This is a genomic window from Tunturiibacter gelidiferens, from assembly GCF_014201335.1.
Taxonomy (GTDB): domain Bacteria; phylum Acidobacteriota; class Terriglobia; order Terriglobales; family Acidobacteriaceae; genus Edaphobacter; species Edaphobacter lichenicola_E.
The window spans coordinates 80,131-97,946 of the sequence record NZ_JACHEB010000012.1 but is presented as its reverse complement, the minus strand read 5'-3'; the positions used below and the strand labels follow the sequence as shown (position 1 = coordinate 97,946).

14 protein-coding genes are annotated in these 17,816 nt (G+C 54.1%); 10 read left to right on the top strand and 4 right to left on the bottom strand.

The genetic code is table 11. The features are described from left to right. The first annotated feature begins 210 nt into the window (after positions 1-210). The 7 genes from HDF14_RS21365 to HDF14_RS21335 all read left to right on the top strand — a co-directional run bounded on the left by HDF14_RS21365 (position 211) and on the right by HDF14_RS21335 (position 8,522). Positions 211-1,314 carry a GumC family protein gene (locus tag HDF14_RS21365; RefSeq protein WP_260698475.1) on the top strand — a complete coding sequence of 368 codons (1,104 nt, stop codon included), beginning with the start codon at positions 211-213 and terminating at the stop codon, positions 1,312-1,314. Positions 1,315-1,341: 27 nt separating this feature from the next. Next, a complete protein-coding gene (locus HDF14_RS21360; RefSeq protein WP_183980752.1) occupies positions 1,342-2,196 on the top strand; it encodes a glycosyltransferase family 2 protein in 855 nt (284 codons plus the stop codon). Positions 2,197-2,206: 10 nt separating this feature from the next. After that, entirely contained in the window at positions 2,207-3,376 is a 1,170-nt protein-coding gene (locus tag HDF14_RS21355; protein WP_183980750.1) for a glycosyltransferase family 4 protein, read from the top strand. Between the two features lie 276 nt (positions 3,377-3,652). After that, positions 3,653-4,336: a response regulator transcription factor gene (locus HDF14_RS21350; RefSeq protein WP_183980748.1), complete on the top strand. Its 684-nt coding sequence runs from the start codon at positions 3,653-3,655 to the stop codon at positions 4,334-4,336. A gap of 46 nt (positions 4,337-4,382) precedes the next feature. Then, positions 4,383-6,188 (top strand): sensor histidine kinase, encoded by a 1,806-nt coding sequence (locus HDF14_RS21345; protein ID WP_260698474.1) that lies wholly within the window; start codon positions 4,383-4,385, stop codon positions 6,186-6,188. Positions 6,189-6,239: 51 nt separating this feature from the next. Continuing rightward, positions 6,240-7,769, top strand: coding sequence for a hypothetical protein (locus HDF14_RS21340; RefSeq protein ID WP_183980744.1), 1,530 nt, complete (start codon positions 6,240-6,242; stop codon positions 7,767-7,769). Between the two features lie 273 nt (positions 7,770-8,042). Then, complete coding sequence (locus tag HDF14_RS21335; protein WP_260698473.1) at positions 8,043-8,522, top strand: cupredoxin domain-containing protein; 480 nt, start codon at positions 8,043-8,045, stop codon at positions 8,520-8,522. A gap of 55 nt (positions 8,523-8,577) precedes the next feature. On the opposite strand, the gene HDF14_RS21330 is transcribed toward HDF14_RS21335, so the two are convergent. Continuing rightward, complete coding sequence (locus tag HDF14_RS21330) at positions 8,578-8,754, bottom strand: efflux RND transporter permease subunit (RefSeq protein ID WP_183980928.1); 177 nt, start codon at positions 8,752-8,754, stop codon at positions 8,578-8,580. A gap of 180 nt (positions 8,755-8,934) precedes the next feature. Beyond that, positions 8,935-9,150: a hypothetical protein gene (locus HDF14_RS21325; RefSeq protein WP_183980742.1), complete on the bottom strand. Its 216-nt coding sequence runs from the start codon at positions 9,148-9,150 to the stop codon at positions 8,935-8,937. A gap of 192 nt (positions 9,151-9,342) precedes the next feature. On the opposite strand from HDF14_RS21325, the gene HDF14_RS21320 reads away from it, so the two are divergent. Beyond that, positions 9,343-10,917 carry a phytoene desaturase family protein gene (locus tag HDF14_RS21320; protein ID WP_260698472.1) on the top strand — a complete coding sequence of 525 codons (1,575 nt, stop codon included), beginning with the start codon at positions 9,343-9,345 and terminating at the stop codon, positions 10,915-10,917. 112 nt (positions 10,918-11,029) lie between these two features. On the opposite strand, the gene HDF14_RS21315 is transcribed toward HDF14_RS21320, so the two are convergent. Together HDF14_RS21315 and HDF14_RS21310 are read right to left on the bottom strand one after the other, a co-directional pair. Next, positions 11,030-14,110, bottom strand: coding sequence for an efflux RND transporter permease subunit (locus HDF14_RS21315; RefSeq protein ID WP_183980738.1), 3,081 nt, complete (start codon positions 14,108-14,110; stop codon positions 11,030-11,032). 66 nt (positions 14,111-14,176) lie between these two features. Further along, entirely contained in the window at positions 14,177-15,391 is a 1,215-nt protein-coding gene (locus HDF14_RS21310) for an efflux RND transporter periplasmic adaptor subunit (RefSeq protein ID WP_183980736.1), read from the bottom strand. A gap of 360 nt (positions 15,392-15,751) precedes the next feature. Here HDF14_RS21310 and HDF14_RS21305 point away from each other — a divergent pair, with 360 nt between their 5' ends. Together HDF14_RS21305 and HDF14_RS21300 are read left to right on the top strand one after the other, a co-directional pair. After that, positions 15,752-16,939 (top strand): sensor histidine kinase, encoded by a 1,188-nt coding sequence (locus HDF14_RS21305; protein ID WP_183980734.1) that lies wholly within the window; start codon positions 15,752-15,754, stop codon positions 16,937-16,939. Next, positions 16,936-17,811, top strand: coding sequence for a LytR/AlgR family response regulator transcription factor (locus HDF14_RS21300; protein ID WP_183980732.1), 876 nt, complete (start codon positions 16,936-16,938; stop codon positions 17,809-17,811). The genes HDF14_RS21305 and HDF14_RS21300 overlap by 4 nt, the downstream gene beginning before the upstream one ends. Positions 17,812-17,816: the final 5 nt, after the last annotated feature.

The following is a 17,816-nucleotide window of genomic DNA, read 5'->3' as shown; positions in this document are numbered from 1 at the left end:
CACAATCTATTAGAGCCGACATCTCGAGTATTTCCACTAGGTCATGGCGTAAGTCCTACAGATCTTGTGAAGAGACCAACCTGGATTACGAACACGTCATTGTTTTGGGATAATCGACATCTCATGCTCCGTTTGGCTGGAGTCGCCTTCGTACTTAGTATGTTAGTAGCATTCATCTTACCCAAAGAGTATGAATCGGGTGCGCGACTTATGCCTCCCGAACAAGGTGGTGGCAATGGCGCAGCGATGCTCGCAGCACTAGTTGGTAAAGGTTCGGCGAGCGGTCTCGCAGGTCTAGCGGGAAGTCTCATCGGAGCGAAAAACAATAGCGCCTTGTTCGTTGCTCTATTGCATAGCGGAACGATATCTGGTCATCTCATCGATAAGTTCGATCTGCAGCGTGTATATCACAAACGATATCGAGATAGTACTGCCAAACAACTCGTACGTTTGACCAAGATAACCGAGGACCCCAAGAATGGCGTCATCACGATCGTTGTGACAGACGAAGATCCCAACCGCGCAAAAGAGTTAGCTCAGGCCTACCTCGATGAGCTAAATGGATTAGTCGCTAGAGTCAACACTTCATCTGCTCATCGTGAACGTGAATTTATTGAACAGCGACTCAACACCGTCCAAGCAGAACTGCAACGTGCCCAACTTGAACTCAGTGACTTCTCCAGCAAGAACACGACGATTGACCTAAAGGAACAGACCAAGGCTACCGTAGACGCCGGAGCGAAGCTTGAAGGTCAGCTAATAGCGGGCGAATCTGAACTGAGCTCGTTGCGTCAGATTTATGGCGATCAAAATGTTCGAGTTCGTGCGGCGGAGGCAAGGGATGCGATTTTGCGCCGCGAGCTACAACGTGCGAATGAACAGAGTGTCCAGGGAACGGAAGGTCAGAGTTTCGATGTGACTCATCCATATCCCGCGCTAAGAGAACTTCCTCGGCTAGGCGTGCAGTGGGCGAATCTTTATAGAACTGTCCGTATTCACGAGACGGTATTTGACCTGCTTTCTGAAGAATATGAAACTGCTCGTATTGATGAAGCCAAGTCGATTCCAACGGTCGGGGTTATAGATTTCCCAAATCTTCCTGAGCGAAAGTCTGGTCCTCATCGATTCTTAATAGTCCTGGTCTCGACGGTGCTGTCAATCATCCTGACGGCAATATACCTTTTGGCGAGGCGGTTCTGGGGAGAATTGGATGCTTTCGATCCGCGGCGGGAACTAGCGACTCACATCAAATCTACGATAACCGGTAAATGGAGTTCCAAAAAAGACATTGACCACCTATCGGCTCCGCATTAGATTGCACCTTCGGAAGATCGAAATTATATGACCAAACCTTTATCCATCTCGATTGTGACGCCATCACTAAATCAGGCAAGCTTCATTCATGACGCTTTGGAAAGTGTGTTTATGCAGAACTATCCGAACTGCGAGCATTTAGTGATCGACGGGATGTCAACCGACGGAACTGTAGAGTTATTGCGGAACTTTCGGAGCGACAAGGCTTCATCAGGCATAGCTTGGGTTTCCGAACCTGATAGTGGTCAGAGTGAGGCGTTAAACAAGGGATTTCGACAGGCGACGGGAGACATTATTGGTTGGCTGAACGCGGATGACCGCTACCGGATGGGATGCTTTCAGCACGTGGCAAAAATGTTTGAGGACGATCCGGGGCTCGACATTTTGTACGGAGATTATCGTGTCGTAGACGAATTGGGCGGGCTCGTTCGGATTAAATCCGAAATAGCGTTCAGTGCCTTTGTTCTCTTTTATCATCGAGTGCTATATATCCCGACCACCGCTACGTTTTTTCGCCGTCGAGTATTTGATGAGGGAAATTGGATAGATGAAAATCTTCAATATGTGATGGATCTGGAATTTTTCATTCGTTTGGCCATAAAGGGATACCGATTCAAGCACATTCGGGAGCTTCTTGCCGATTTCCGATTGCAACCCGCCAGTAAGACGTGCCGCGCTCCAGACAAGCAACAATGGGAGCACAGACGCGTAATTTTCGCCACGGTCCCTTTGTTTCGTCGGTTGAAGTCTGAGCGACTTCAAAGAGCCGCGCTGCTTTTCTGTCGACCTATCGCTGGCTTGAGAAGATATGGAGAAAAGGCAATCCGCGGCTCCTATTGGGCACAGTTACAAGCGAAGTCGTACGACAGATTCGGATCGTAAGAGCAGAGTTATGAATATTCTCATTACCGCACTCTCATCATCAACTGGCCCTTCCGGCATCTGCAGGCACGCGTATAGTCTCGTCTGCTGTGCGGCTAGCCGTAGAGAGATCTCTGAAGTCACTTTGGTCATCGGGAGATGGCAAGAGGAATATTTCAGGCACTCGTTTCGGATAGAAGGCACCAAAGTAAATATCATAACAATTGACACTCGCAATGATGCGTTTACGCGCAATTACTGGTATTTATGGGAGCTGCCAAAGCTCTTGGATGCTCTGGGTGCAGACATCCTTCATCTTTCCTTTCCTGTGCCGATTCGCCGGAATGCGTTAAATTGTCCCGTGGTTGTATCGCTACATGATTTGTATCCTTACGATGAGCCGCATAATTTCGGATTTCCGAAAGTGTTTTTCAATAGGGCGTTCTTGCAACGTTGCCTCGAAGAGGCTGATTTGGTTGCCTGTGTTTCTGAGACCACGTTGTGCCGATTAGCGACGCGATTTCCCAAGATAGCCCAACGGAAGAGCGTAGTAGTCCACAACTGTGTCAACATCAACTCGGATAGGCCGAGTGCGCCTGTCATTGAGGGGCAACCATTCTTCTTGATGGTGGCTCAGCACCGGGCGAACAAAAATATACCACTGGCGCTTAGAGCATTTGGAGCGCTATTGGAAAAGGGGAGGATAGAAAGTAGGACGTTGTTGGTTTTATTAGGAAACCACGGTCCAGAGACAGCCTCGATCAAAGCCGTCGTCGAGCGAGAAGCCTTGGGAGATCGCGTAAAGATGATGGACAGTGTGAGTGATGAAGAATTAGCGTGGCTCTACAAGAGCTGTGACTTATTATTAGCTCCATCTCTGATGGAGGGATTCGGCTTACCTGTAGTCGAAGGATTGCTTTGCGGAAGTCGTGTTGTATGCTCTGATATTCCGACGTTTCGTGAGATAGGAGGAGAGTCCTGTCACTATTTTGACCTCAACTCGGGGAAAGATGTGTCAGCTCTGGCCACGGTAATTTGCGATGCACTAGAGACGCCCCGGCGAATCTCGGAGAATCTGGATAGATTTTCGCTGAGAGAAATTGCTAATAAGCTCATGGTTGTTTATGTCGACCTTCGAGAAGGATCGATGCAGGTGGCGAAGAGAAATGAGACGGCGGCGCTCCACCCGGCCGGTTCTTGATTCGGCGCGCCTCCGATAATATTCGTAGCAGCCTCAATGAAATAGTGATTGTGCGTGTTTTGTTCTCGACTCCTGAGGACCTAACTCACGCCAATTTGGCTTGCTGGAGCATCTCTCAATTGGGCCCAGAATGTCTCAGAGATGTCAGGGCTTTGTCATTTGATGATAGGAGTGAAATACTTGTGCGGATAACCGCCATAGAATCCGCATGATCTCGATAAAATAAAAGAAGTTGGGAATCAGATCCGGTATTGAGATTCCTGAGGAGCAAAAAAAGTGAGCTTGATTCTGGTTATTGAAGACGATCCTCGGATACAGAAAGCGCTTCATCGGCAGTTCACCACTGAAGGTTATGATGTATATGTGACCGGTGATGGAGCGCAGGGCTTAGCGACCTGCAAGAGCCTAAAACCTGCCGGTGTTGTTCTCGATCTCATGCTACCGAGCATGTCGGGCCTCGAGGTGTGCAAAGGCATCAAAAGCTGGTCCGCGAGCACTCCAGTTATTGTTCTTAGCGCAGTTTCTGAGGTTGCCGATAAAGTTCTGTTGTTGGAGTTGGGCGCGGACGACTATGTCACAAAACCCTTTAGTCCGCGCGAGCTCATGGCACGGGTGCAGGCGGCAATTCGAAGAACTCGAAAGCCGGCAGCGATCAGCCGGGTTAGTTTTGGAAACGTGACAGCGGATTTCTCCGGGATGGAGGTTTTCAAAGACGGTGCTCCAGTGGTCCTTACAGCACACGAGATCAAGCTTCTGCAGTATTTTGTCGAACATGCTGAGCGAGTCATTACGCGGGAAGAGTTGCTCAACGATGTTTGGAACTACACGTCATACCCGACAACGCGCACAGTAGACAACCACATTATGAAGCTAAGGCAGAAGTTGGAGGTGGATCCAGGAAAGCCTGTATACTTCCGCACTATCCATGGCATTGGCTACAAATTCGTCCGCGGAAACTGATCTGGCCGCAGCTCATGGGAGAACGAAGTTGATGGATAGGCTACGGATGAGAACGACGTTGCTTATTCCGCTGGTCGTCCTATCATTTGGTTGCACGCTACTCAGTCTTCTCGTAATCCGAACAATCGTTCAGCAGCAGACCAAGGCGGACCTCGCATCCGACCTCCGGCACTCCGTAAAGACTTACCAGAATCTTCAACATCAGCAGCGTGAACTGCTTGCCCGCGAATCAGCTCTCCTGGCCGACTTGCCTAGTCTAAAGTCTCTGATGACCACCTACGATCCGAGAACGATCGCGGACGGTGGGATAGAGTTCTGGCAGGTGAGCGGATGCGATTTCTTCGCGTTGCTTGATCAAAACGGGAAGCTCATTGTGTCCTACAATCGCGGTGCGAGGCTAGATCGTTCGGGCGTGGCACGTGGGCTTGAGGAGGCAGACCGCCACAAACCAGGCGAGCCAATTCTGCTCTCTCTCGGCGACCGTATCTACGAAATAGCGACCCAGCCACTCTACTTTGGACCAAAGGAGCATGGGACCTTTCTCGGATCCGTGGCTGTGGGATACCCCATTGATGAGTATGTTGCCCGCGAGGTGAGTGAAGCAGCTGCGGCGCAGGTTGCGTTCGCAGTTAACGGCAGAGTAGTAGTCAGCACGCTAGGACCGGGATTACAGCAACAGCTAGTTGCGCGGGGCGGGGATCTGTTGCAGATACCGACCCAGGACAAGAAAATTCAACTCGGAAAGATGGAATATCTGGCGGCATCGGAACGACTCACGACTTCCCTCAGAGAGGAGAGTCCGACGGAGATTCCTCAGCTTGTTGTGCTTAAGTCCTTCGAACAGGCAACGCAATTGCTGAACCGAGTGAACCGTTGGGTGTTGGCGCTTGCTCTCGCAGCGCTGGTCGTGGGATCCGGAATGCTGGCCTCGATTTTACGGAATCTCACGCGCCCTATAGGTGCGCTGGTGGAAGGGACTCGGGCTCTCGCTCAAGGCAACTTTGACTATCAACTCAGTGAAGACGGTGCATCGGAGGTAAGGGAGTTAAGCAGGGCTTTTGAACGCATGCGTATTCAGATACGCCGTACCCAGCGGGAGCTTGTGGACTCGGAGAGACTTGCGACGATTGGAAGAATGGCGAGTTCCATCTCACATGATCTGAGGCACTATCTTTCCGCAATGTATGCAAACGCCGAATTTATGAGCGGCGCCAATATATCTCAGGCGGAACGAGAAGAGCTGATGCTCGAAGTACAGACGGCCGTTCAGGGAATGACCGACCTTCTCGATTCGTTGCTTCTCTTTACTCAAACCGGCAGGGCACTCCATCCGGAATTCGAATCGATTACACTTATGATCCAGAGAGCGGTAAACCTGGTCCGCTCTCATCCTGCGGGCCGGGAAGTCAAAATAACTTTGAACGGCCTATCTTCGCTTGAAGTGTGGGTCGACGCCAAAAAACTGGGACGTGCGGTTTACAATCTGCTTCTTAACGGATGTCAGGCCGCAAAGCGAGGTCAAGGTCCGGCCGCCGTGACTCTGACTCTCCTCGAAAGCGAGCGGTCGATTCAGATTAGAATTGCCGACAATGGTCCAGGTGTACCCGTTCTTGTTCGTCAAAAGATATTCTTGCCGTTTGTCAGCGATAGCAGGGAAAGCGGTACGGGGCTTGGCTTAACCCTTGCCCAACAAATTGCGCAAGAGCATGGCGGCGGGATCGAACTCGAGGACACCATGGCAGGTAATACCGTTTTCACGATTAACCTGCCAAGAGCGGCGTTGCAGGCGCTTGGCGCTGCGGTTGAGAAGAAGACCTCGGTCGCACACATCCCCGTCCATGAAAAAGGTTGAAGAATGAGAGAGATTAGTTTCTTACTTCTCACTTGTCTGATACTAGTTGGAGTGTGCGCTTCATCGCACGCGCAATCGACAATACTTGCTCAGGCCCCAGCATCTCCGTCTTCTTCACCTGCAAATGTTCCATCTTCAAAGCTGGAGCAAAGGCTGCAAGCAATATCGTCATCGCTAGATGAAGCTAATCAGCAGCTCGAGCAGTCTCGAAGGGAAATTCAAAAACTGCGACAAGAGCTATCCCAGATCAAAGGACAGCTCGCTGGAACCGAGCCGATTTCCGAACAGCCGATCCACGAAGATGAAGTCGACACGGCAAGGACGACAGCTTCGGCGATCGAAGATCTACAGGAGAGACAGCAAACTCTGGAAGAGCAAGTCAAACTTCATGAGCAGACGAAGGTCGAAAGCGAATCGAAGTACCCCGTCCGCGTTACTGGCCTAATCCTTTTCAACTCGTTTATTAACAAGGGCATTGTCGATAATATCGATCTACCTGAGGTGGCCCTCGCAGGAAGCAACGATTCGGGCGATGGCAGCGCTGGGGCAAGTTTCCGTCAAACGATCCTAGGTCTGCAGGGTTTTGGACCTAGGATCGCTGGCGCTAGAACTTCTGCCGACGTGAATCTGGACTTCTTCGGTGGACTCGCTTATGGCAGCTCTGCAACCTCAGCTGGCATCGTCCGCATGCGGACTGCTAGTATCAATTTCGATTGGGATCACGATTCGATTCAGGCAGGGTTGGTAGGGCCTTTGATCTCTCCGTTGTCGCCGTCCTCTTATGCAACCGTTGCCGAGCCCAGCCTGGCGGGTTCGGGAAACTTGTGGACTTGGTCGCCTCAATTGCGCTATGCACATCAGATCCCGCTTCATTTGACTAGGCAGCTGCAATTCGAGTTAGGTTTGTGGGATCCGCCGGCCGCGGGTTACAGCACAAATTTGCAATTCCGCGCTCCCAGCCCCGGGGAATATTCCAAACAACCAGCTTATGAATCGCGCATATCCTATGGGACCGCGACCAAAAACTCTTACGGAGATTCTTTCAACGAACATCCTTTTCAGATCGGACTCAGCGGATATTACAGCCGAGAGAATTATCCCTATGGAGAGAATCTGGACACTTGGGCGGTTACAACGGACTGGCGCGTACCACTCGGCGACCATTTTGAAGTCAGTGGAGAGGGATATCGTGGCTTGGGTCTGGGGGGGTTGGGCGGCGGGGTCTATAAAGACATTCTCATCGGGGTTAATCCGGTCACGGGAGGAAACTCCTATCGCGGCTTGAACGCGATTGGCGGTTGGACTCAGTTCAAAACGCATTTTGGCCGGTCGCTCGAGGCGAACGCTAGTATTGGCGTGGACGACGGCTTCTCAGGCGATTTTCATAGCCTCCAATTTCCAGCGACTGCTACAGAGGTGCAACTGCGCGCACGTAACAAGATGGTCGTCGCCAACCTAATCTTCAAGCCCAAGACCTACATCATCCTCTCCCCTGAGTATCGAAGAATATGGACCTGGCCCATTTATGGTGCTGGTAGCACGGCGGACATCTTCTCGCTTTCGGCGGGATATCAGTTCTAGGAGATTGAGCAAGTGAGTAAGCTGCCAAGGTCGACAGCCGTCCCATACTGGTGCCTCCTGGCGGCGCTTGCAGTGCCCCAGCTACGAGCCCAGGGCGTGGAGGTGTCCACAAAGATCCTCGTGCGTGCATCGTCATCTCCAAGTGCGAGGAAGGATCATCAGACACCCAGCGCTGGAAATGTAGTCATATGGCTCTCCTCCTTGAAGCCAATAACTACGATATCTCCGTCGCCGGTGAGTCAACCGGTATACCGTCTTGTCCAAAAGCACAAAATGTTCACACCTCATCTGCTTGTCGTCGCCACCGGCTCCTCCGTCCAATTTCCTAATGAGGATCCTTTCTTTCACAATGTTTTTTCACTTTTCAACGGCAAACGGTTCGATCTAGGTCTATATGAATCGGGCACAACCCGCTCCGTGCGTTTCGATCGCGAAGGTGTCTCCTATATCTTCTGTAACATTCATCCGGAGATGGGAGCAGTTATCCTGGCGCTGAGCACTCCCTACTATGGGATCTCCGGGGAGAACGGCACGGTTTCCATTCACAATGTGCCGCCCGGAAGCTACCGGCTGAATATGTGGAGCGAGAACGGTCAACCGGCCGACCAGACGACGGCGGAACGCGTCATCCAGGTTGCATCGCAACCTCTACGCCTCGACGACATCACGCTACAAGCCACAACCGACGCGCTAGCCAACCATAAAAACAAATTTGGCGAGGAATATAAACCGAATCAAGAGATTCGATATTAGTGATCGTGTCGAGACCTGCTGCGATGGGTAATGTCCGCAAAATTACTAGACCCCTCTAATGAGGGGTTTTTGTGAGGCTGTCGTAGATTACCGGCGTTACGACGAGACTGAGAAAGATAGAGAGTAACAGAACGCCTATAACAGCTCTAGCAAAAGGTTGAAGCATCTGCGAACCTGCACCTAGTCCGAATACGAGGGGGAAGCATTCCGTAGATATTTCCGCAACTTCCATTGCCGATCGGGCGGGAATCAGGCAGGCCAATGGCGGCGCCACGATGATCGCCTTGCGCAGCGCGGGAAAGATACTGTCCCTATCAATATTCGTTTGTGGAAATAGGAAGGCCTGCCATTCGAGAATGAACAGCAGGATCTGGGTTGCAATTGTTGGAGCAGAAAACTCCCTCTGTTTCAGTTAGTCCGCGCGTAAAGCAATTACCGGCTCCACGCTCGCTGGGCGCTGCGCCGGCATCAAATCCAAAATGATGAGGTCATAACAACGATTGCTTGCCAACGACGCACCAATCTGACCATCCGAGGCACAGTCAACAGCGTAACCTGGAGTCTCGCGAAGATCTGCCGCCACGTTCTCCGCCAACCTGACCTCATCTTCGACAAGAAGAATATGCATGGAGATCGTATCGCAGATGGATGCTTAGCCAACCTTAAGGGATAGGCTTCAGCGACGGATATAAGATGACGTGCTTCCCGTCACATTCTGGAGCACCGCGAACTTTTCTCAGACGAGCTTCCCACACCCCACTTCGACGTAGATACTGTCAGCATGCGATCACCAACAGCGGCTGAACTCGGGGAAATCGGCTTGCCCGCACCGATACACGAACTCGCCTTACGCAGGTGGGACGCAATCGTAGTTGGGGCAGGCCACAACGGGCTTGCCTGTGCAACCTATCTATCAAGGGCGGGCAAGCGCGTGCTCGTGCTTGAGAGCCGTAACCGAGTAGGCGGTGCCTGCACGATTGAAGAACCGTTTCCCGGGGTGCGCATGTCTCCATGCGCCTATCTCGCGGGCCTACTGCATCCACTGGTCGTCTCAGAGTTGGACCTGCCCGGACGGGGTTTTCAGTGGACTCCTGCGATTAATGGACTCTTTGTTCCGTTCCTCGACGGCTCCAGCGTTCAACTGTGGGATGATGATCAGCGGTGCGAGGAAGAGATTCGCAACTTCGCTCCTGGGGATGTAGAAGGTTGGCGCGCAATGAACGATGTTATCCGCAGATTGCGTGACGCTTTGCGGCCTGCAGGTGACAGAGACTTGTGGATCGGCGAACCTCCTACTCGCGAACAGATTGAAGAGCGGCTCAATACCGATCAGGAGGCGAGGCATGTCCTCTTCGATTGGTCGATGGCTGAGTTTGTCGAGCACTATCTGAATGATGAACGTCTGCAGATTGCGTACCTGGGTCAAGGAGTTATTGGTACAAATGCGAGCCCATTCACTCCTGGCACGGCTTCAATCCGATTCCACCATTCTTCAGGCCGGCTCGGCGGAATGCCTGGTATGTGGGGCTATGTAAAAGGCGGTATGGGCATGGTCTCGTTTTACTTCTGTGATGCTGCACGTGAAGCGGGCGCAATCGTAGCGACTGGTGTTCCCGTCGGGCAGATCATACCTGGACAAGGTGTAATCCTCGAGGGCGGGGAGCGTATCTTTGCTCCAGTTGTGATTTCGAATGCTGATCCGCGGCGAACGCAGAAGCTGCTCGGAATCGCGGCGGATCCACTGTGGAGCAAGTGTGTCGAGAAGATTCCAATTGAGGGTTGCACTGTGAAACTGAATGTCCTGTTGCGTGAGCTGCCTGACTTTACAGCCCGTCCAGGAAAGAATCAACCGCATCATTATGGGCAGATAAATGCGCCGCTTACCAAAGCTGAATGGAAGACCGGCTTCGTCGCTTCACAACTAGGCGAACTGCCAGACTACTTATGGTGCGAATTGTACTTTCAGAGCATTCACGATGCAACGGTTACCCCGGAGGGGCTGCACACTATGAGCATCTTTGCCCAATACGTTCCCTACGCATTTTCGCGCGGTACGTGGGATGAACGACGCGAAGAAGTTCGCCAACTTGCACTTGGATCGCTCTCCCGCTTCTGCTCTAATATCAACGATGCGGTGCTGGACTCTCAGGTCCTCGGCCCTCCAGATATCGAACGCAAGGTGGGCCTTACTGGAGGCCATATATTCCAAGGCGAATGTCTGCCTCAATACATGTGGTCTAATCGACTGTCCGTACGAACGCCGATGCAAGGCGTCTACCTCTGCGGAGCGTGCACACACCCAGGCGGCAGCGTCATCGGAATTAACGGACGAAACGCTGCAATGGTTGTGTTGAAAGACACCGGAACATCTGACGACGGGCTCTCACGTTTCTGAAGCGTTAGTTGTCACAATGCGATTTTAAAGGCTTAGAAAAGCTCAGGAGACGCCCTTTCAAGGCAGAAAGTACGCGTTCGATCCCCGTTGACGATGCACGCCTTCCTCACGCTCACCTTTCGGCCGCTGCCAACTCAGGTTCTTTGAGTGTGTGCTCTTTGCGCCGCTGAAAGCGATCAAGGTATAGGTACACTACCGGGGTTACGTAGAGAGTGAGGGACTGAGAGAGCAGTAAACCGCCGACGACCGCGATCCCTAAGGGACGCCGCGCCTCTCCGCCGACGCCGTGACCCCACGCAATCGGAGCAGCGCCCAGCAGAGCGGCCATAGTCGTCATCATGATCGGGCGGAAGCGCTGCAGACAGCCTTTATAGATTGCCTCCTCGGGTAGCATTCCTCTTTCGCGTTCGGCAGCCAGCGCAAAGTCCACGATCATGATCGCGTTCTTCTTCACGATGCCGATCAGCAGAATGATCCCCAGGAACGAGTAGAGATTCAGGTCTTGCCCGAATGCAAGGAGCGTCAGCAACGCGCCGATCGCTGCGGGCGGCAGCCCCGATAAAATCGTGATGGGGTGTATGAAGCTCTCGTACAATGCGCCCAGCACTATGTAGATCACCGTCACAGCGATCACCAAGAGAAGTCCCAGGCCCTTCAGGGAACTCTGAAACTGCGCCGCCGTCCCACGAAACGTAAAGTTCATCGACGCGGGGAGTCCCGACTGGGCGGCCGCTCGCCTTACTGCATCTGTTGCTGCACCGAGGGACATGCCCGGGCGCAGATCAAAGTGAAACGTGACCGAAGGGAACTGTCCCAAGTGGTTCACGGTTAGCGGAGCCACCGTCTGGTTCAGAGTGGTTATTGTCGACAATGGCACCAGTCGCCCTGTATCGGACGCCACGTAGATGCTCCCAAGCGACGCAGTGTCGCGTTGATACTCCGGCGCCACCTCCAGCACGACATCGTACTGCTGCGAAGCTACGGTGATCGTATTCGAACGCCGGTTCCCATACGCGTCATACAAGGTATTTGCGATCTTCTCCGGATCTACCTTCAATGACATTGCGAGGTCGCGACGGATATCTACGTTTACGCGTGGCGCGCTCATCTGCAGATCCGTCGAGACATTCGTCAGCTCTTTTACCTCTTCCAACGTCTGCTTTAGCCGCGGAGCCCAGCGATCGATATCTTCTGCATTTGGCCCCGAGAGCGCTGCAGAGTACTGCGACCGCGTCTCGTTCTCGCCGAGGTCAACAAGATCCGCCGGCTGCAGATACACTTTCAACCCTGGTATTCGATCAAGCCTCTTCTGGAGATCCGCGATGATCGTCTTCACGTTTGGACGGTGTGGATCGTTCTTCAGGTTCACCCACAACCATCCCTGGTTTTGAGCGAAGACGCCAGATAGGTTGCTGTCCATCCACGGCGTTTTGGCCAACTCGTGATTTACTTGTTCTCCATACGCGATCATCTGAGCAAACGAGTTGTCGTCGGCTGACTCCATCGTTCCCGAGAACCCTCCGATATCCACCGCAGGCATAAAGCTTTTCGGCACCATGAAGAATAGCCATACAGTCATTGCTGTCATTACGAGACTTGCGACCAGCACTGCTCTCGCATTCTTCAGCACCCAGTCGAGCGAGCGCCGATAGCCAGTCTCGAGGGCTCCATAGATGCGTTCCGACCAGCGATGAAACCAGTGGTCGTCCTTCTTTTCCGTATTTAGGAAGCGGCTGCAAAGCATCGGCGTCAGCGTTAGCGCTGAGATTCCGGACAACAGAACCGACACAGAAATTGTCACTGCAAACTCGCGGAGCAGGCGCCCAAGCACACCGTTCAAAAAGAGAATTGGGAGAAATACGGCGACCAGAGACACAGTCATCGACAGGATGGTGAACCCTACCTCATTCGCACCGTCGAGCGCAGCCACCAACTTCGACTTGCCCATCTCGCGATGACGCACGATGTTCTCGATCATCACGATCGCATCATCAACGATAAACCCTACTGACAAGGTCACCGCCATCATCGAGAACATGTCGACCGTATAATTCAATAGACGCATCACAATGAAGGATCCGAGAATCGAGACCGGGATCGTCGCGCTCGCGATCAGGGTGGACGAGAGCGTGCCCAGGAAGGTAAAGATCACCAGGACTACCAGTACGACCGTCAACAGGAGTGTGCGGTTCACCTCAGCGATCGAATCGCGCACAATCCCTGAGTCATCTGAGACGCGTCCAAATGCTACTCCCGGCGGGAGGGTACCAACCAACCCACGTACCGCGGCCTGGACCGCGTCCGCCACCTGCACCGTGTTAGCGCCGGGCTGCTTACGCACCGCCAGAATCACGCTGCGCTGCCCGTTGATCCAGAACGTCCGCTTGTCGTTGCTCGTGCTGTTGAGGACCGTCGCCACCTGGTTCAGACGCAGCGGCGCGCCTTGCCTATAGGCGACTACCAGATCAGAAAACTCGATCGCTGTCGTCATCTGGCTCTTGGCTTCGAGCGAGTAGTCACGCGTTGCGCCGTATAGTGTGCCCGTCGGCAGACTTGCGCTGTTTGATGTCAGCGCTGCACGAACCTGTTCAAGATCAAGCCCGTAAGCGGCAAGTCGAGCAGGATCGGCCTGAACTCGGATCGCGGGCCGCTCCGGCCCATATACCTCTACCTGCGATACGCCGTTCACCATCGAGATCTGCTTCGAGACGATCTGCGCCGCGTAACGCGAAAACTCCTCGTAGGACATCGTCTGCGAGTGGAGCTCAAGCCAGACTATCGGGTTGTCTGTCGGATTGACCTTGGAGTACGACGGTGGCGCTGGCATTCCCGAGGGAAGAGTTCCTCCTGCGCGCGAGATTGCCGCCTGTACGTCTTGCGCAGCCGCATCGATGCTGCGATTTAGCGCAAAGTGCACGGTGATGTTCGTGCTTCCAGCGGTGCTTGACGAGGTCATCCCTTCGATACCGGGTATACGAGAAAACTCACTTTCGAGAGGGGTCGCCACTGTTGCGGCCATTGCATCTGGATTAGCTCCCGGTAGCTCCGCCGACACGTAGATCGTTGGATATTCCACCTCCGGCAAATTGCTGACTGGCAACGACAGGTAACTTAACAGGCCGAAACCCGCGATTGCGGTGATAAGCAGTGTGGTCGTAGTCGCGCGCCGGATGAAGAATTCGGAAGATCGCATGTCATCCCTCGTTGAACGGCTAAGAGAAAATAGGCGCGTGGCGGCCCGATTCATCACGGAGAGAGGTCATCGCCTATCTCCGATCGTGGTTACTCGTGCGCCCGGCGTGAGACGAAGTTGGCCTTCCGTTACGACCGCGTCGTCTGGTTGCAGACCGCCGACTCCCAGCACGGCAAGTGAGGTTACACTGCCGTTTGCAGCCTGCCGCTTGAAGCTTCGTTCTACCGTTATGGGCACCACCGTCGCGAGGTTCGCCTCCACCCGCCACGCATATCGTCCATCCACACCCTGCTGTACCGCCGATTCCGGTACGACAAGTTTTCCGTTCTCCACTCGAAGCCGCAGCCGCACATTGACGAACTCCCCCGGCCACAACGCACCATCGACGTTCGCGAAGCTGGCCTTGAGCCGAATTGTCCCGGTTCCCGCATCCACTGTGTTGTCGATAAAGTCGAGACGACCCTTCGCCAGTGCCCCGGTACCTGTACCCGCTTCCACCTCGAGCGGTCCCTGCGCGCTCAAGCGTTGGACATCTACCAGTGCCTGTTCCGGAATCCCAAACGTCACGTGAATCGGGGCAAGCTGGAGGAGCGTCACCAGCGTTGTGTCGTTCTCCCGTACTACGTTGCCAGCCTTTACCATCGCGGCACCAGCGCGGCCGGAGATCGGGGCCACCACATCGGCGAAGTTCATCTGTAACCGGGTCTGGGCCAGCCGCGCGCGATCGGCCTTGACGGCTCCCGCTGCGGCCGCCATCGCCGCCTTGTCTGCGTGCAGACCGGCGCTCGCCGAATCGCTTGTCGAGACAGCCTGGCTAACACTCTGGCCCGAGAGGACGCCCAGGTCGCCCAGCTTCTTTGCAGTTTCTGCCTCGGATTTGCGTTGCTTCTCTGAAGCCGCATCCCGCGCCGCCAGCGCCTCTGCCTGCTGTTCCATCGCCGAGTCACGATCCAACTCCGCCTGCTGCTGCGCTTGCTGACGATATAGCGTGTCGCGATCGACTATGAACAGAAGCTGTCCCTTCGTGACCTGTTGCCCTTCGGTGAAGGCGACCCTCTTAATTTGGCCACCGATACGCGGCTTCACCTCCACGCTTTCGATCGCCTCCACGTTTCCTACAGCTGCGATTTCAAGCGGTACATCTTCAAGCACAGCCACCGCCGAACGTATTGGCACGCCTTCGGAAGGCGTCGTGTTCGCGTGCGCTACCACACGCGAGCACGACGCGAGCGGGAAGATGAGCAGTGTGCACAAACTCGCCCATATATACTCTCTATGCATCGTGGCAGCACCTCAGCTTCAGCATCCCGCATTCTGCTCTGCATCGAAACCGATATGCAGCCAAGGATGCAGAATTTGCAGGGAGTCACACGCTGCGGCTCGCAACTGAATGCAGTGATCTTCAAGGAAACCAATTGCGAACAGGCCCGAAATCCACCACTTCTTGCGGGCATGTAAGACCCAAAACGCAATACCCTGTGCATTGGCTGCAAAATCTGCGCCGTTCGCTGCAAATCAGTTGGTTCAACTGTCAGAACAGCCGATCCTGATCCTTGAGTAAACTGGCGCGATGATTCATAGGCGGCGTAAATTTGAGTTCAGCAGCTCCCCCAGAATCATAGGAGAGACCAGAGGCGGCATATGAACGCTTTGACAACTACCCCCGCTGATTCGCCTCCGATCGCGCTATCCAACCGCGAGGCGCAGCAGTCATCTACATCCCAGGCTCCTCGAGCGTTCAACGGCTACTTTGTCATCATTCCGCTCGCGACCGCGCTTGCTCTGCTGACGGCGTTAGAGTGTGGCGGCTCGATTTTGCATCCCGCTTCGCTCGTCTATGGTGCGGTGCTTTGGGGTTGGTGGGCGGTCTTCGCCTGCGTTCTGGGGAGACTCGCGCCACACCTTCCCCTTGTCTCGAACCTCTCTGTCAAGGGTGTTCTCAGTCATCTGGCCATAGGCTCCGCGCTTGCTCTATCGCATCTCTATTTTTTGTGGGCCATAGGATTTCCCCTGGGTTGGGGCCCCGAGGGCTCTAAGTTCATGTGGGGATACCTCTTCAACATCAACCGCTTCGGCATCGAGTACCTTATCTACGGGTTCATCATAGGCATCACCGGAGTTCTCCAATACCAGCTGCGAGCGCAACGCGAGAGTATGCGCTCGCTCGAGCTTGAGAAACAACTCTCCACTGCGCACCTGCGTGCACTCCAAGCACAACTCGAGCCACACTTCCTTTTCAACACGCTCAACGCGATCACAACGCTCGTGGAACTGGGCCGCCAGCAACAGGCCGTCGAAATACTCTTCCACCTTAACGCGATCCTCAAGAGTACGCTCAAGCGCACCACCCCGGAGAAGGTTCCGCTCGCCCAGGAGCTTGAGATGATCGACAACTACCTTTCGATCGAGCAGGTACGTTTCGCAGACCGCTTGCGGGTGGAGATCAAGGTCGATCCCGGCGCGCTCGATGGTCTTGTGCCTTGCTTTCTCCTCCAACCCATCGTCGAAAACGCCATCCGCCACGGCATCGCACCGTCAATCAATGAGGGAATCGTTGTGGCCTCAGCACGTCGCGAAGGTTCGACACTTCACCTACGTGTACGCGATACAGGCTCGGGTGGAGGTGAGTCGGATCCCGGAATGCCGACTGATACCGATACTGCATCGATAGTGGTTCGCACTCACGATGGACACGGTATCGGTTTACGGAACACCCGCGAGCGCCTCGTTCACTTCTATCAGGAAAACTTCCAAATGCGCGCTGAGCCGCATAGCGAGGGCGGCTTCGAGGTCGCCATCTCGATCCCTTATGAGTCAGTGTCACGATGAAAGTTCGCGCACTGATCGCAGACGATGAGCCGCTTGCCCGCGAGCGCCTGCGCTTCCAGCTCGCTAGCGACCCGGACATCGAGGTCGTCGGTGAGTGCAGGAATGGTGACGAAGTCGTCTCCTTCCTTCGCGTCCAGCCGGACTTCAAGCATATCGACGTGCTGTTCCTCGATATCCAGATGCCCGGACGCGGAGGCTTCGAGGCCATCGAGCAGATACGGCGAGCTTTGCAGAACGAGCAGAACAACACTAAGCAGACACCAATTGTGGTATTTGTAACCGCGCACGATCAGTATGCGATTCGCGCGTTCAAGATTCATGCGCTTGACTACCTCACCAAGCCTGTCGAGGCAGAACGTCTCATCGCAACCCTCTCATGCGTCAAAGAGCGCATCGCATCGAATCATGCACTTCGGAACCAGGAGCGCCTGCTTAAGGTCTTATCTGATCTCCACTCGATCTCGTCTTCCAGTGAGCCCATAGGCGGCGTCCTGACCGGATCTCAATCGGGAGATCTACCCGAATCCGGCACGCCTGAGTATCCGAAGCGCCTGCTGATTCCGAATGGCCAGAAGGATGCGGTGGTCAACATTCATGAGATCGAGTGGATTGAGGCCGCTGATTACTACGCGTGCCTGCACGTTGGGGCGAAGAGCTTCATGCTGCGTGAGAGCGTCAAGCAACTCGCCAACATTCTGCGTCCCGGCCAGTTTGTTCGCATTCATCGTTCGACGATTGTCAATATGGACTACGTCCGCGAGATCGCCCGCGAGGGCCGCAGTGAAGGTGCCGTGATTCTAACCAGCGGGCTGCGTCTGCGGATGAGCAAAACCGGATGGCAAAATCTAGTTGCAGCCAGCCGCACTCGTTAGGCCAC